We start from the raw sequence: 16720 nt of genomic DNA, 5'->3' as shown, positions 1-16720 counted from the left end.
GTCAAGTTAACATTATATATTAAAATTGCAAATTACTTCTCATTTTTTAATTTTTTATCCTTAATTTCGTCAAAAACAACCTTCTCAATTGAACTTTTTACAAATTTTGCCTCTGAAGTTTCACTAAGCTCAAGCAAAACTTCAGAATCATCAACCCTCTTAACAACTCCAAAAATTCCACCTATGGTTAAAACTTTATCACCCTTTTTAAGGCTTTTCAGCATTTCCTTCTTTTTTTTCTCTTCTTTACGTTGAGGAGATATTACCAAAAACCAAAATATAGCTATTACGGGGACAAAAACTAATAAGCTTCTAAAGAAGCTACTACTATGACTAAAATCTTGTAATAAAAACATAAAATTTCCTAATTTTTAAACATAAGTAACTTTTATATTAGCAATATCATCCGGATAAATTACCCCAAAGAGGAGCTCAAGCTCCTCTTTTCTACTATAAGCAGAGTTACTAATGTTATTATATCTTTTAATCAAATAATCAATAAGAGCATCATCTTTCCTATAAAGCGCTTTACTAAAAGCGCTTCTATAAAATCCAAGATTAAAAAGCTCTTCCACACTTTTATCTTTATGTTGACCTAAAAGCTCTTTATCTATTATAGCCCTAATCCCATCATAACCTATACAAAATACAAATTCATTCTCACTCAAATTTTGCTCCTTATAACAATAGAAACTCTAACAAAAGAGAAATCTGAAAAAGGATTAACTTACATCATTCCCATTCCTGGATCCATAGGATAATTGCCACCAGCACTGTTCTTTTCTTCCTTAACTTCAGTAATAGCACATTCAGTTGTCAACAACAACCCTGCAATTGAAGCTGCATTTTGAAGAGCACTTCTTGTAACTTTAGCAGGATCAATGATACCACTCTCAATCATATTAACCCATTTAAAACTTGCTGCATCAAAACCAAGTCCTTTTTTGTCAGTCTTAATCTGATGAATATAAATAGAACTCTCAAATCCAGCATTAGAGATTATTTGTCTCATTGGTTCTTCAAGACTTCTTTTCACAATCTCAAAACCTTGTTTCTCTTCATAACTAAGCTTACTTACATCAACTGTATCAAGATACATAGCAACTTCAATAAGAGTCGATCCACCACCAGGAACAACACCCTCTTCAACAGCAGCACGAGTTGCAGATAAAGCATCCTCCACCCTATGTTTTTTCTCTTTAAGTTCTACCTCAGTAACAGCACCAACATTAATAACAGCAACACCACCAACAAGTTTTGCAAGACGTTCTTGTAATTTTTCTTTGTCATACTCAGAACTTGTCTCTTCAATTTGCTTTTTAATAAGTGCAGCACGCTCTTGTATTTGTTCTCTATTTCCAGTATTAATAATAGTAGTATTATCTTTGTCAACTTTTACTGACTTAGCTTGACCAAGTTGTTCAAGTTCAATATTCTCAAGAGTAAGTCCTAGTTCTTCACTAACAAGAACTCCTCCAGTAAGTATAGCAATATCTTCAAGCATTGCTTTACGTCTATCACCAAATCCAGGAGCCTTAATTGCACAAACCTTCAAAGCACCACGTACACTATTTAAAACAAGTGCAGCAAGAGCATCTCCTTCAATATCCTCAGCAATAATTAACAAAGGCTTATTTGTATTTACAACTTTTTCAAGCACTGGTAAGAGTTCTTTAATTGTGCTAATTTTTTTTTCACATATCAAAATATAAGTATCATCGAAACTCACACTCATATTTTCTTTATTTGTGGAAAAATAAGGAGATAAATATCCTCTATCAAACTGCATACCCTCAACATAAGAAATTGTAGTATCAAAAGTTTTTGACTCTTCAACAGTAATAACCCCATCTTTGCCAACTCTGTCCATTGCTTCCGCAATTTTTTCACCTATTGAAGTATCATTATTTGCAGAAATAGATGCAACTTGCGCAATTTCTTCTTTGGTAGTAATTTTTTTAGCAGATTTGCGAATTTTTTCAGCAGCTAAAGCCACAGCATGATCTATCCCTTTCTTAATTCCAATTGGATTAATTCCTGAAGAAACATTTTTAAGTCCTTCTCTTGCAATTGCATAAGCAAGTACAGTAGCCGTAGTAGTTCCATCTCCAGCCAAATCATTTGTCTTAATTGCAACTTCTTTTAAAAGTTGCGCTCCCATATTTTCAAATGAATTTTCAAGATCAATTTCACGAGCAACACTAACTCCATCTTTTGTAACAATAGGAGAACCAAATTTTTTATCAATTAAAACATTTCTCCCTTTAGGACCAAGAGTGACCTTTACAGCATTTGATAATTTTTCAATACCGCTAAGCAAACTCTTTCTCGCATCTTCATTAAAATATATGTCCTTAGCCATAAATTTTACTCCTTTTAAGTATAAAATTTAAAGTTAAATAATAAATAGCACATTATAAAGTTAACATGAACTTCATACATAATCACTATAAAAATATAATTTTTTTTGTTTCATTAATCAAGCCAAAATAATAAAAAATAAAGAAACCTATCTATAGTAATTTACTGTAAAAACAATACCATTTATACTAATTTAATATATACTTATGTAAAGATTTTTTATGATGTTTAGAAAAGCTAGAAATTCAAAAACTTATATTATTATTGTCTCAATAACTTCATTTGCTGAGAGCAAATTATATTCCATTTTATCAAATGCCAAATACTTAATTGAAAGTCAAAAACTAACCTATAAAATACATTGGACATTCCCAACATATTTTTTTGAAATTTTAAAACTAAATTCTGAATTAAATGAATGGTTTTTTAAAAGACTTAAAAATAACGAAGATATATACATTCCAAGCACATATAGTGGAAGTCCTCATGAATACATGCTACATGATGAAATACATGTAGATATGTACTGGGCCTTAAAAAACCCATTCAAAAGCGGATACAAAGATTTATTTCAAGATAATCCTAATACATTTTATCTCTATAATATGGAAAAACTAAGAAAAAGAGTACTTGAATTATACAGAAAACTTAATTTTAATTATATAGAAGGAATAAGGATTGCAAAAAATAACAAAAAATATTTGGTTTTCTATAAAAACAACTGTCAATTTTTATCAGAAATACAAGAACCTGATATAAGAAAACAAAATACAGACTCACTAATTTATTTCCATGAAATTAAAGACATCTATGATAATCAAGTATTAAAAAATTTCTTGCTCTCTTTAAAAGAATTAGACACAAATTTTTATAGCATTAAGATACAAAATCTAGAGGGTAAAAAAATAAACACAGAACTATTAGAAATTCCAGAATTTAATTCATTAAAAGAACAAGCATTGGTACTACAATTTCAAAATAAAAGACTCAAAGAATATCAAATAAATGAAGCTTCTTTAAAAGAATTTTTAACTAACAAAAATTTTGAAAACCAATCACAAAATCCAGAACCTATTACAAGCAAAAATCTAGAATATAATATGGAGGGTAATTTTACATTAGCCCATGAAAAATATTATGTAAAATTTAAAGAAGGCAAATTAAATAGGATCAAATATAAAGAAAAAAACGCTGAATTTCTAGATTCCTGTAGAACCTATATTAAAATTCTATCTAAAAAAGAAATCATTATAGAACCAATTATTGAAAGTTCATTTTCATTCTCAAATGAAAAAATTATAGGTATTAGACAATATTTAAATTTCAACGCAAAAGAAAAATCAATAATCGATTTCTTTTTGGATGAAAATCTTGCAAGCTTTTTTATATCTCTCAAACTAGTATGGCCTACTACTGTTATAACTTGTAACAATAAAAAGCTAAAGACAAATAATACAAATTACTTAACTGAATATTCAAGTCTAGAAATACCCATATTTGAAATTGAAAGAGGGACAAACTTAAAAATTACTGCAAGATACAATGATCTTGACACTTATGAAAAAATCATTGAAACAAAAAAAGATATTCAAGGATATATTAATGGAACAGAATTCCTAATATCTAAAGGAAGCGATCAAAACAGCAATTTTTTCATAAGTTTTTTAAACATTGAAAAATGTGTTATATATACAATAAATTACAAAATCTCAAAAAAAGGCTTTAAAAGGTGGTTTATCCTAAATATAGGAGGATCTTATAATAAAGTAAAAATTGAGGATTTGAAAAATTATTCTTTGAGTTTAAATTTACTCTTATTACCAAATAATAATAATTTTGATAATAAAATAAAAATAAACTCAAAAATAAAAACTTTACTTTTTTATCCAAATATAAAAAAAAATGAAAATAAATAGCTATCAGTAGCAAAATATTAATAAACCGTTATAAAATTATTTTTATAAGGACATTAAAGTACTTAATCTTAAATAATAAAGGGTATTATATATGAACAACAATACAATAGAGGTACATTCTACTTTAGAAAAAGTCGGAATTACTAATGACCCTATCTTGCTAAAATCATTAACAACAGAGTTGGGCATGAAAGCCTCACATTCAAGAAATAGAATAATTTTACATATTGCATCAAATCCACGAGAATATTTTACAGCAAAAGAAATTTATAACAAACTCATAAAAGAAATACCAAGCTTATCAAAAGCAACAGTATACAATACATTAAATATCTTAAAAGAACGCAACATTCTTAAAGATATAAAAACAACAGACCAAAAAGAAACAAGATTTTATCTAAGTTTGACTTCTACAATAGCGCACTTTAAATGCAACAAATGCAATCAAGTTTATCCAATACAACTTGATGACATTAAAGATATTCTGAAAGACAAACTTGGAGAAGAATGGAAAACAAAATCCATTGAAATTATTTATTCAGGATCATGTAATAATTGTCATCAAGAATCTCAACAAGAACAAGAACAATACAACACAAATGATGACAATCATTAAAGGAAAAAATATATGAACATTAAAAACGCCATTTTTATTTTTATTTTTTTATTTTTATTAATAATAGTAGGACCAAAAATAAAATTTAGAAATGAATTTGATAAAACTCAAATTCCAAGCAAACTTGAAGAAATTGATCAATACCTACTCATCGAAGAGTCTAAATTCAATTTGGTAGAAAACACAAAAAAAGAAATTATATGGAATAAAGAAAAGGAAAAAACACAATATGCAGTGGTATATATTCATGGGTTTGGAGCATCAAAAAATGAAATTTATCCTATTCCTAACAATATAGCTAAAGTATTAAAAGCAAATATTTTCTTTACAAGGCTTAAAGGCCACGGCATCGACAATAAAAATGCATTTAAAGGGGTTAATACTAAAGACTGGTTACGAGACATCGATGAAGCCATCCAAATTGGCCAATCAATAGGAGAAAAACTAATACTTATTGGAACTTCAAACGGAGGTGCTTGTGTCATTTGGGCATTAAAAAACTATCAAGACAAAATACATTCTGCCGTTTTAATATCACCTAATATCTATCCTAAAGATAAAAGAACAAATTTAATTTATTACCCTTGGGGACGTCAAATTGCTTATTTAATAACAGGAGGGTATAATGAACCTGAGATAAGACAAAATAAAAGAATAGAATACTCAAAGGTCAACGTATTTCATTCGCCAATACGACAAATTGATTCAATAATTGCAATGATGGGTCTTGTTAAATTAATTAATATTAATGGTTTTAAAGAAATTAAAACTCCACTCACAATAGCTTATTCCCCAAATGATCCTACAGTCGATTCTAAGGAAATAAATAATTTTATAAATAATTATGGAGGGCACAAACAATCGATTCCAATAATTCTTGTTGAAAGTCCTCATTCTCATGTTCCTGTAGGAAACCACAGTTATAGAAGTGCACAAAATACATCTTATTTAACAAAATATGCTGTCGATTTTATTCAAAACATAAAAAAAAGCAAGTGATATAAAAACATACACTTGCTTAAAATTTTAATTTCCTTCATTATCAAGATACTCTTCAATTTCATTTTTAAGAACACTAACTCCAGGCCCATAAACCACTTGAACACCATTATCCTTGATAATAATTCCCTTAGCTCCAGTATCTTCCAAAATACTCTTTGAAACCTTCATAGAATCTTTTACAGTAACTCTAAGTCGTGTAGCACAACAATCAAGTTCAATAATATTATCACGTCCTCCAAGACCCATAACTACTTGCACACTAATATCACTTCCCCCTACAACTCCATTTTTACTTGAAGAAAACGAATCATGAGCATTAATAACATCTTCTCTACCAGGGGTCTTATAATCAAATTTAGATATTAAAAAAACAAAACTAAAATAATACAGCCAAAACCAAAAAAAACCTACCATTGGAACTAAAACCCAATTTGTTCTTGCATTTCCTTGTAAAATCCCAAAAAGAACAAAATCAATAAATCCTCCAGAAAAAGTCTGACCTATTGTAATCTGTAAAATATGAGCAACCATAAATGCACACCCATCAAACACAGCATGAACTACATAAAGCACCGGTGCAACAAAGAGAAAAGAAAATTCAAGAGGCTCTGTAATTCCTGTTAAAAAGGAAGTTAAAGCTGATGACAACAAAAGACCAAAAATTTTATCCTTCTGATTAGGTTTTGCAAGTCTATAAAGTGCAAGAGCAGCTCCAGGCAATCCAAACATCATAGTAATAAATCTTCCGCTCATAAAACGACTAGTTCCAATAAAAAATTTATCAGAACTATGAGATGAAAGTTCTGCAAAAAAAATGTTCTGAGTTCCTTCTACCAGTTTACCATTAATAATTTCAGAACCACCAATACCGGTTGTCCAAAAAGGCAAATAAAATATATGATGAAGCCCAAAAGGACCAAGCATTCGTAAAAAAATACCATAAATAAGAGTACCAATATATCCTGTTGCATCCACTAATAAACCCACCATACTAATTCCAGACTGCATAAATGGCCAAAATATAAACATCAATACAGCAAGAAAAATACTTGAGAGAGAAACTATTATCGGTATAAATCTAGATCCTGAAAAAAATCCAAGTACTCTTGGAAATTCAACTTTATTAAATTTATTATGAAGACAATAAGTCATAATACCAACAATAATGCCACCAAAAACACCTGTTTCTAAAGTCTTAATACCAAGGATTAATCCAACAGCTCCATTTGAGAAATCTTCAACTTTACCAAACATCTCAACTAAAATACCAATTGTAGAATTTAAAACAAGATACCCAATAAAAGCCGCAAGCCCTGCTGTTCCCTTATCCGATTTTGCAAGCCCAACAGCAACTCCAATTGCAAATATTGGTGGCAAATTAACAAAAATAATAGCACCTGCGGTACGCATAATGTTAAATACTGATTGAAGAAAAAATACATTTAAAAATGTATAAGCACTAATAGTTGCCGGATTGGAAAAAGCACCTCCAATCCCTAAAAATAATCCTGCCGCAGGAAGAATGGCAATAGGCAACATAAAAGAACGACCAAATTTTTGGGCATTCTGAAAAAATTTCCCCATAAAAACCCTCCTATATACCTAAAAAATCTAAATATTAAAAATACTATTAAATTGTTGTAACCTCATTTATTTTATCAACAAAACTTTTGGTAATTTCCATAGGTCGTGTAATAGCTCCACCTACAACAACCAAAGAAACTCCCAACTCAAAACTTCTCTTAGCCTTAAGAGGAGTATCAATTTTGCCTTCAACTATCAATTTTGCTTTCAAATTACATTTAAGTAAACTTTTTAAAAAGGCAAAATCATTATCAGCAATATTAAATCCCTTAGTATCTTCTGTATATCCATGCAAAGTTGTACCAATAAAGTCAAAACCAAGATGATCTGCATTTAAAGCCTCATCTAAAGACCCAATATCTGCCATTAATAATTGACTAGGATATTTTTCCTTAATTTTATTCACAAATTCAGATAACAAAAGCCCATCGGGACGATTCCTAAAAGTAGCATCAAGAGCAATCACTTCAACCCCTTCATCACAAAGTTCATCAACTTCTTTAAGAGTAGGCGTAATAAAAACAGAAGAATTGTGATAAACTCTCTTAATAATACCTATAATGGGCAAATCAACTTCTGATTTTATTTGACGAATATCAAGAACACCATTAGCTCTAATTCCAATAGCTCCTCCCATTTTTGCCGCCAAAGCCATCTTAGACATAATAAAACTACTATGCAATGGCTCTCCTTCAAGTGCTTGACAAGACACAATAAGACCTCTTTTAATAATACAAACCTCCTAAAACACAATCATCTAAAAAAGCTTAAGGATATAAATTTATAATATTTTTACAAAAGATACAATTAATCAACAAATTAACATAAAAAAAACATATATTTTACATACAATTAAATTAGGATATAATTTAACAATGTCAAATAAAATCAACTGGTTTCCAGGTCATATGAAACGGGCCTTAGAGTTAATAAAGATAAATATCAAAAAAACAAACATTGTATTAGAAATACTTGATGCTAGGGCTCCATTTAGCAGCAAAAACCCACTAATAGAAGCAATAATCAAAAACTCAAATAAAGATAAAATAATACTTTTAAATAAATCAGATCTTGTCCAAGAAGGAGAAATTCTAAAATGGAAAAAATATTTTGAAACTCTTGGTAATAATGTACTAATCACAAACATATATAAAAAAGGAATAAAAAAACAAATAATAAACAATATAAGAAAAATAGCTAACATAAAAAAAATTAAAACTTATAAAGAAAAAATAAAAGTCTTAGTAATTGGAGTTCCAAACGTCGGAAAATCATCAATAATTAATCTATTAGTAGGCAAAAAAAGTACCAGTGTTGCAAACAAACCAGGACACACAAAAAATATACAAATACTCAAAGTAAATGAAGATATTAATCTCTTTGACATGCCAGGAATATTATGGCACAACCTAGAAAATCAAGAAACAGCAAAAAAATTAGCAATATTAGACATGATCAAAAATGAAATTATAGATAATACAGAACTTGCCTTATATCTACTTAAAGAAATGCATACAAAAAATAAAACCAAATTGATAGGAAAATATAATATAATATCAACAGACGCACTCAAAATTTTAGAAGAATTTGCAAAAATAAGAGGATTTATTAATAAAAAATATGGAATGGATATTGAGAGTGCATCAAAAATACTTATAAAAGAATACAGAGAAGGAAAATTTGGAAAAATTATACTTGACCTAAGACCTGATAATAGCAATAAATAAAATCATTTACATAAACATTAATATAAAGTATAATCTAGTCTCATGTGGCTTATAATAGGCTCATACAAAAAGGAGGGTCCCATTAGTTGGATAATTACATCCTAGAGATTAAAAATTTAAAACATTATTACACAGATAGTAATAATAAAACTCTAGATTCAATTAATTTAAAAATAAAAAAAAATGAATTTATTACCTTACTTGGTCCATCAGGATGCGGAAAGACAACGTTAATAAAAATAATAGGTGGTTTTTTAAATCAAAAAGAAGGAGAAATTTATTTTTTATCAAAAGAGATTTCAAAAATCACACCTAATAAAAGAGAGATCAACACAGTATTTCAAAACTATGCTCTCTTTCCACACATGAATGTCTTTGACAATATTTCATTTGGACTGCGAATAAAAAAATTAAATAAAAATTTAATCAAAGAAAAAGTCAAAACAGTACTCTCATTAATCGGCATGCAAAAATACGCATATAGAAATATTAATGAATTATCAGGCGGACAAAAACAAAGAGTTGCAATAGCAAGAGCAATAATTATGGAACCAAAACTTTTATTATTAGATGAACCTCTCTCAGCTCTAGACTTAAAGATGAGACAAGAAATGCAAAGAGAACTTAAAAAAATTCAAAGAAAACTCGGAATAACATTTATCTATGTGACACACGATCAAGAAGAAGCATTAACAATGAGCGACAGAATAGTAGTAATGAATGAAGGAATAATTCTTCAAATTGGAACACCTGAAGAGATTTACAACGAACCTAAAACAAAATTTGTAGCCAGCTTCATTGGTGAAAGCAATATTTTTGAAGGAATTTATGAAAAAGAATTTGTAGTGAAAATGTTTGGAAAAAATTTTCAATGTCTTGATAAAGGATTTAAAAATAATGAATCTGTTGACCTTGTAATCAGACCAGAAGATGTAAAAATATTACCAAAAGGTCAAGGGCATTTAAGTGGTGTAATAACTTCCGCAATATTTCAGGGTGTACACTACGAAATGACATTAGAAATTCAAAAGTCTAATTGGTTAGTCCAAAGTACAAAATTGACAAAAATTGGTGAAGAAGTTGACATTTCACTAGGCCCCGATGACATTCATGTAATGTGTAAGGAATAATAAGTATGAATAAAATAATGTTAACATTATATAGTCTCTTCTTATTAATCTTCATTATCTTCCCTTTACTCATAATAATAACTTTAGGATTTCTTAATGAAAGAAACGAATTTACATTTGCAAATTTTATAAGATTATTAGAACCAAGTTACTTAAGAATTTTTTCAAGAAGTATCAATTTTGCATTAATTACAACAATTTTTTGCATATTAATTGGATATCCTACGGCATGGTTTATATCTATGTCAAAAAAAAGTACTCAAAACAATTTAATAATAATGATAATACTCCCTATGTGGATTAATACCCTCCTTAGAAGTTATGCTTGGATTAGAATACTTGGAAAAAACGGAATTATCAATAATTTATTTATAGCAATGGGATTTAAACCCATGGATTTACTTTACAATGAAAAAGCTGTAATAATTGGTATGATATATAATTTTTTACCATTTATGATCTTACCAATATATATAGGACTCTCAAAAATAAAATATGAATACATCGAAGCAGCAAGAGACCTTGGAGCTAAAATGTGGCAAATATTAATCTACATCAAAATACCATTAACATTATCACATCTTGCTACAGGAATAATAATGGTATTTATTCCCTCAATCACAGTGTTCATTATCTCAGATCTTCTAGGAGGTTCTAAACAAATTTTAATTGGAAATTTAATTGAAAAACAATTTTTATTTGTACCAGACTGGAACACAGGATCTGCTATATCATTTATTTTAATGATAGTCATAGTAATATTTAATTTAACAATAATTAAATTAATGCAAAAAACAGAATAAAATATGAGGTATTAACATGCTGAAAATACTAAAAAATACTTTTTTATTTTGGACACTTAGTTTTATTTATGCTCCCATAATAATTTTAATAATTTATTCTTTCAACTCAGGAGACAATGGATTTTTTTTTCAAGGATTTAGCTTAAAATGGTACAAAGAGGTATTTGCATCAAAACAAATAAAAATTGTCATATATAATACCTTACTGGTAGCAATAATATCATCTTTAATTTCTATTATAATTGGAATTTTAGGAGCTTACAGTATCTACAAAATCAAAAATAAAAAAATAAAAACCATACTCTTATCAATTAACAAAATACCAATAATTAATCCGGACATTGTAACAGGAATTAGCCTAATGACATTTTATTCTTTAATCAAAATACAATTAGGATTCTCTACAATGTTAATGTCACACATCATCTTTTCAACACCTTATATAATAATAATAATTCTACCCAAGCTATATTCTCTCTCAGACAATATTATTGATGCAGCTCGTGATTTAGGAGCATCAGAAACCCAAATTTTTACAAACATAATACTCCCAGAAATAATTGGAAGTATAGCAACAGGGGGACTTATTGCATTTACGTTATCGGTTGATGATTTTTTAATATCATTTTTCACAACAGGGCAAGGATTTAATAATTTATCAATATTAATCAATTCTTTAACTAAAAGAGGAATAAAACCCATAATTAATGCCATTTCCTCAATACTATTTTTCGTAATACTTAGTCTTTTATTCATTATCAACAAATGCGTAGGAATTAAAAAATTAACGGTAGATACAGAAATTTAATTAAAAGGAGTTTAATTTTGAAAAAAACTTTAATACTTATAATAATTTTAATGATTGTGTCTTGTTCTTCACAAAAAAAACAAAATGTTCTGAATATCCTTAACTGGGCAGAATATATTGATGAAAATTTACTAGCTCAATTTGAAAAAGAACATAATGTAAAAATAAATTATGATTGTTTCAACAATACAGAAGAAATGATGGCAAAATTTAATAGCACAAAAAATTATTATGATATCATAGTTCCATCAGAATATCTCATTGGCGATTTAAAAGATGAAAACAAAATTGAACTTTTAGATCATTCAAAACTACCAAATGTAACAAAAAATATATTGGATGAATTAAAAAACCTAGAATATGACCCTGGAAACCTTTATTCTGTACCTCTTTTTTGGGGAGTACTAGGAATACTTTATCATAAAAACAAAATTGATATAAATGACATGAACGAATTTGATATATTATTTAATGAAAAATATAAAAAAGAAATTGCAATGTTAGATTCTCCAAAAGAAAATATCGGGGTTGCACTTAAAAAGCTTGGTTATTCATTAAATGAGCACAACATACCTATCATAAAAGAAGCTGAAAAACTACTAAAAAACCAAGTCTCCTTAGTAGTAGGCTATTTCTCAGATATTGCTGCAAAATCACTAATGCTAAACGGTGAAGCATCTATTCAACTAACATGGAGCGGAGAAGCCATAGACGCTATGCTTAAAGACCCAAATTTAGATTTTTACATACCTAATAGTACAAATCTATGGTTTGATGTCCTTGCAATCCCATCAGACGCACCCAATAAAGAGCTTGCTTATAAATTTATAAATTTTCTTTATGAAAACGAAGCATCTTATGCTAACTTTAAAGAAACAAAATATAATTCTCCAAACAAAAATGTTCTTACACGATTAAAATCAGAAGCAACAAATAACCCTGAAATGAAGCTATATTTGGATGATAGATTTGTTCCAAAAAATTTTTCAAAACATGAAGTATTTAAAAGAATACCTAAAAAAGTGAAAGAAGAACAAATGAGAATATATATAGAAATATCATCTTAACATAGGCACTTTAAAAAAGTGCCTATTAAATTTAAAAACTGATTTTTTTCAATTTAAAAAAGGCTATAGAAAAAATAATAATAACACCTAAAAACACTTGATAAAACAAAAATGGCATAATATCAAGTGGAGATATGGCTCCCTTTGCAATATTCATCACACTTATCATATGCATTCCATATGGCAACGCACCAATTAAAGCACAAGAAGAAATTGAAAGCAATGCTGCACAACGTTTAGGACAAACAGAATTGGCCTCAGATATTCCCTTAGTAACACTCCCATTAACTAAAATTGCAAGACCACTATTTGATAAAAACCCTGTTACCATAATTATTAAAAAAGTAATTGTAAATTCAGCACTTCTCCTACATTTAGCTAAATATTTTAGTTTGGTTAAAATCCACTCAAAACCTCCATGATTAATAGTCATATAAGAAATTCCACCTGTAAAAATAACAATAATAAGCATTTCACTTAAGTCCAAAAGTCCCTCATTAATCTTTTGAGCCATTAAAAGCAAAGTTAAATCACCATTAAAAATACCAATAAATCCAGCAATCAATATTCCAAAAAATAAAACTAAAAAAACATCTACTCCTAAGAATGCAAAAATCATAACAAAAAGATAAGGAATTACTTTAAAATAATTTATATCACCAAGTTCAATTTCAGCCCCAATACCACCCATATAAGAACCTAAAATAGCAAATGCTACGGTTGATAAAATAGATGCAGGAAATGTAAAAAAAGCACCATTTCTAAAAACATCTATAATTTTAACTCCCTGGGTACGACTTGCAATAATAGTTGTATCTGATATTAAAGACATACTATCACCAAAAGCACCACCTCCAAGAACAGCTCCTGCAACCACTGGCAATGGAATGCCGCTCTTATCCGCTATCTCAAACCCAATTGGGGTAATAGCAACAACAGTTCCAAGAAAACTACCAGTTGCTGTAGAGAGGAAAAGGCATATTAAAAATATTCCAGCTACTAATAAATTGGCAGGTATATATTTAAGACCAATATTTGCTACGGTTTCAACGCTACCTATTTCTTTACAAACAGCAGAAAAAGCACCTGAAATCATAAAGATAAAAGATATAAATATAATATCATTCTGTGCACACCCTTCAACAAATTCATTCAATTTATTTATAAATGAACCTTTAAATAAAAGAAATGCCGTGACCACAGCTAATAACATAGCAATTATTGGTGGCATTTGATAAAAAGCCATCTCTACACCTTGAATCTCTAAAACTATTCCCGTTCCTACATAAACAACAATAAAAACAAGAAAAGGAACAAGCCCAAAAAAATTTGGTTTTATATGACTATCTGTATTCATTTTAACCCCCTATATAATTCACAAATTGGTGAAATTACTATCTAGATCTATTTGGATCTCTTTCTTTTTTAATTTTAAGAAATCTCAATAAATTTAATTTTTAATAAAAATCAAAAAATACCTTTATCTATCTCAAAATAAACTATAAGTAAAATCATAAAAACAATTAATAAATTGAAACTACAATTACCTAATAAAAATTTGAGACCTGTAAAATACAAATAAACACTTTTTAGACAGAAGAACTCATATCAATAAATATTATCAATAAATATTACCTTGTCTTCTTACTACGAACCACAGTATACAAACACATTAACAAATAAGAAGATATTATTTCACTATAACAAAACAAACTGATAATTATACAAATCTTGTCAAGTCATCATCCCATACTCAATCCTCAATCTTAACAATTTATCCTAACCACTTATTTACTCATCATAATAAAAATTTGCCATTCAATAATATCTAGATTATAACCCAGACTTACAATATTTCCTCTGGCTAATTTGCATAAGCTTGCATAAGATATAAAGGATCACAAATCTATACTAAATTTTCAATATATCTATAAATATTTCCTTGCAACATCTCCCATCCAAGAAAAAGTAAAACAAATAACAAACTTTAGATATATATTTCCAATATTATAGCATAAAACAAAATATTAATGGGCTTTAATTAAAAAATTCATATTAAATCTAAAAACTTAATGCAAAAAATAGAATAAATTAAATTATATATAAAATTATTATTTGAAATAAAATTAAATACTATATACAATTACATTTTACGCCAAAAATGATCCCTTTCCAATATTAAATTGGCTTCAATTGGCCCTTCAGATCCATAAAAATAATTTCTATTCTCTATATTTCCCCATTTATCAAGAATATCTGATACAAATTCCCAAGAACTATCAATTTCATCATTACGAGCGTACAAAGTTCTATCACCTAAAAAAGCATCAAAAAGTAATCTCTCATAAGATTCACCAAAAAATTTATTAAATGAAGCATGATAAGAAAATTCCATATTAGCTTCTTGAATCTCATAATTATATCCTGGTTTTTTAGTATTAAATTTAATTTCAATTCCATCTCTTGGTTGTATTCTAAAAACCAAAGCATTTGAAAGATTAGTTAGTCCAGTATTAAAAATAGTAAAATCAGGCTTTTTAAACTGAATATATATCTCTGAAAATTTCCTAACAAGTGCTTTTCCTGTTCTAATATAAAAAGGAACACCAGACCAACGCCAATTATCAATAAATAATTTCATAGCCAAATAGGTTTCCGTATTTGAATTACACAAAAAATTAGCTTCTTTCCTATATCCCTTCCTAGAAACACCCTGTACTTGAGAACACACATATTGACCTTTAATAATATTATCTTTCATAGTATCTTGATTAAACTTTCTTAAACTTTTTAAAACTTTAACCTTCTCATCATGAATAAAATCAGCATTAAACCCAATAGGAGGTTCCATAGCAATAAGACTTAAGAGCTGCAAAATATGATTTTGAACCATATCCCTTAATGCTCCAACAGAATCATAATATTCAGCCCTACCATCAATACCAACTTCTTCTGCTACTGTAATTTGCACAAAATCTACATAACGATTATTCCAAATATTCTCAAAAATAGAATTCCCAAATCTAAATGTAAAAATATTTTGAACCGTTTCTTTCCCTAAATAATGATCTATTCTATAAATTTGCTCTTCTTTAAACACAGAATATAAAAGAGAATTTAAAAACCTAGAAGTATCAAGATCGCTGCCAAAAGGTTTCTCAAGAATAATTTTAGATAAATATGAAGTATCATCACATAAATACAACTCTAAATTTTCAATTATTGATTCATAAAATTCAGGAGATGTTGCAAGATAATATATTTTCTCTCTATTACTCAAAAGAGATAACAATTTTAAATAAGCATTTTTATCTCTAAAATCTCCTGATAAATAAATAACAAATTGTAAAAAATTATCAACCAAAGCAGTAAACTCTTCTTGCCACAACGAGTCCTTAATATAATTTTTAAGTTCCTCATCAGTAAAATTTTTGCGTGCAAATCCAATAATTCTAAAATTGCTAATATAACCATCTTTATATAAATTAAAAAGCGAAGGAATAAGTTTTTTTCTAGCCAAATTGCCAGTAACACCAAAAATTACAACATCAAAATTAGATACATTCTTTCCACTCATAAAATATCTCCAACAAATAATTATACTATTATTGCTATATTAAAAACCATTTCAATAATCCCATTTTAAATACTAATAGTTGTTATACTTATCGTTAATCTAACCAAAAAGTTGATTAAAATAGACAGC

The 16720-nt window shown here is 28.2% G+C and carries 15 protein-coding genes; 8 read left to right on the top strand and 7 right to left on the bottom strand.

Annotation, left to right across the window (positions count from 1 at the left end):
- Window positions 1–32: 32 nt before the first annotated feature.
- From yajC to groL, 3 genes are read right to left on the bottom strand one after another with little or no spacing between them, the layout of a single operon-like run.
- A complete protein-coding gene (gene yajC, locus U880_RS0104305; RefSeq protein WP_024654910.1) occupies window positions 33–356 on the bottom strand; it encodes a preprotein translocase subunit YajC in 324 nt (107 codons plus the stop codon).
- Between the two features lie 15 nt (window positions 357–371).
- Window positions 372–668 (bottom strand): hypothetical protein, encoded by a 297-nt coding sequence (locus U880_RS0104300; RefSeq protein WP_024654909.1) that lies wholly within the window; start codon window positions 666–668, stop codon window positions 372–374.
- Window positions 669–727: 59 nt separating this feature from the next.
- Entirely contained in the window at window positions 728–2362 is a 1635-nt protein-coding gene (gene groL / locus U880_RS0104295; protein ID WP_024654908.1) for a chaperonin GroEL, read from the bottom strand.
- 223 nt (window positions 2363–2585) lie between these two features.
- Here groL and U880_RS0104290 point away from each other — a divergent pair, with 223 nt between their 5' ends.
- The 3 genes from U880_RS0104290 to U880_RS0104280 all read left to right on the top strand — a co-directional run bounded on the left by U880_RS0104290 (window position 2586) and on the right by U880_RS0104280 (window position 5892).
- Window positions 2586–4277, top strand: a complete 1692-nt coding sequence (locus U880_RS0104290) for a hypothetical protein (protein WP_024654907.1) — start codon at window positions 2586–2588, stop codon at window positions 4275–4277.
- 91 nt (window positions 4278–4368) lie between these two features.
- Window positions 4369–4893 (top strand): transcriptional repressor, encoded by a 525-nt coding sequence (locus U880_RS0104285; protein ID WP_024654906.1) that lies wholly within the window; start codon window positions 4369–4371, stop codon window positions 4891–4893.
- A 12-nt stretch (window positions 4894–4905) separates the two neighbouring features.
- A complete protein-coding gene (locus tag U880_RS0104280) occupies window positions 4906–5892 on the top strand; it encodes an alpha/beta hydrolase (RefSeq protein WP_024654905.1) in 987 nt (328 codons plus the stop codon).
- 27 nt (window positions 5893–5919) lie between these two features.
- Here the strand turns inward: U880_RS0104280 and U880_RS0104275 are convergent, their stop codons facing one another.
- The gene (locus U880_RS0104275) at window positions 5920–7479 is read right to left on the bottom strand and encodes a PTS transporter subunit EIIC (RefSeq protein ID WP_024654904.1); all 1560 of its coding nucleotides are present in this window, start codon (window positions 7477–7479) and stop codon (window positions 5920–5922) included.
- A 46-nt stretch (window positions 7480–7525) separates the two neighbouring features.
- Entirely contained in the window at window positions 7526–8212 is a 687-nt protein-coding gene (locus U880_RS0104270; RefSeq protein WP_326942974.1) for an N-acetylmannosamine-6-phosphate 2-epimerase, read from the bottom strand.
- A gap of 142 nt (window positions 8213–8354) precedes the next feature.
- On the opposite strand from U880_RS0104270, the gene ylqF reads away from it, so the two are divergent.
- The 5 genes from ylqF to U880_RS0104245 all read left to right on the top strand — a co-directional run bounded on the left by ylqF (window position 8355) and on the right by U880_RS0104245 (window position 13014).
- A complete protein-coding gene (gene ylqF / locus U880_RS0104265) occupies window positions 8355–9206 on the top strand; it encodes a ribosome biogenesis GTPase YlqF (protein ID WP_024654902.1) in 852 nt (283 codons plus the stop codon).
- 86 nt (window positions 9207–9292) lie between these two features.
- Entirely contained in the window at window positions 9293–10336 is a 1044-nt protein-coding gene (locus tag U880_RS0104260) for an ABC transporter ATP-binding protein (protein ID WP_024654901.1), read from the top strand.
- A gap of 5 nt (window positions 10337–10341) precedes the next feature.
- Window positions 10342–11139 carry an ABC transporter permease gene (locus tag U880_RS0104255; protein WP_024654900.1) on the top strand — a complete coding sequence of 266 codons (798 nt, stop codon included), beginning with the start codon at window positions 10342–10344 and terminating at the stop codon, window positions 11137–11139.
- Window positions 11140–11155: 16 nt separating this feature from the next.
- Window positions 11156–11947 (top strand): ABC transporter permease, encoded by a 792-nt coding sequence (locus U880_RS0104250; protein WP_024654899.1) that lies wholly within the window; start codon window positions 11156–11158, stop codon window positions 11945–11947.
- Between the two features lie 17 nt (window positions 11948–11964).
- The gene (locus U880_RS0104245) at window positions 11965–13014 is read left to right on the top strand and encodes an ABC transporter substrate-binding protein (RefSeq protein WP_024654898.1); all 1050 of its coding nucleotides are present in this window, start codon (window positions 11965–11967) and stop codon (window positions 13012–13014) included.
- Between the two features lie 31 nt (window positions 13015–13045).
- Here U880_RS0104245 and U880_RS0104240 read toward each other — a convergent pair whose 3' ends face one another.
- Together U880_RS0104240 and zwf are read right to left on the bottom strand one after the other, a co-directional pair.
- A complete protein-coding gene (locus U880_RS0104240) occupies window positions 13046–14371 on the bottom strand; it encodes a Na+/H+ antiporter NhaC family protein (RefSeq protein WP_024654897.1) in 1326 nt (441 codons plus the stop codon).
- Window positions 14372–15157: 786 nt separating this feature from the next.
- The gene (gene zwf, locus U880_RS0104235; RefSeq protein WP_024654896.1) at window positions 15158–16591 is read right to left on the bottom strand and encodes a glucose-6-phosphate dehydrogenase; all 1434 of its coding nucleotides are present in this window, start codon (window positions 16589–16591) and stop codon (window positions 15158–15160) included.
- Window positions 16592–16720 lie beyond the last annotated feature (129 nt).

Source organism: Borrelia hispanica CRI (genome assembly GCF_000500065.1).
Classification (GTDB): Bacteria; Spirochaetota; Spirochaetia; order Borreliales; family Borreliaceae; genus Borrelia; species Borrelia hispanica.
Note: the sequence above shows the minus strand (reverse complement) of the source record. Positions and strands in the feature narration are given on the sequence as shown.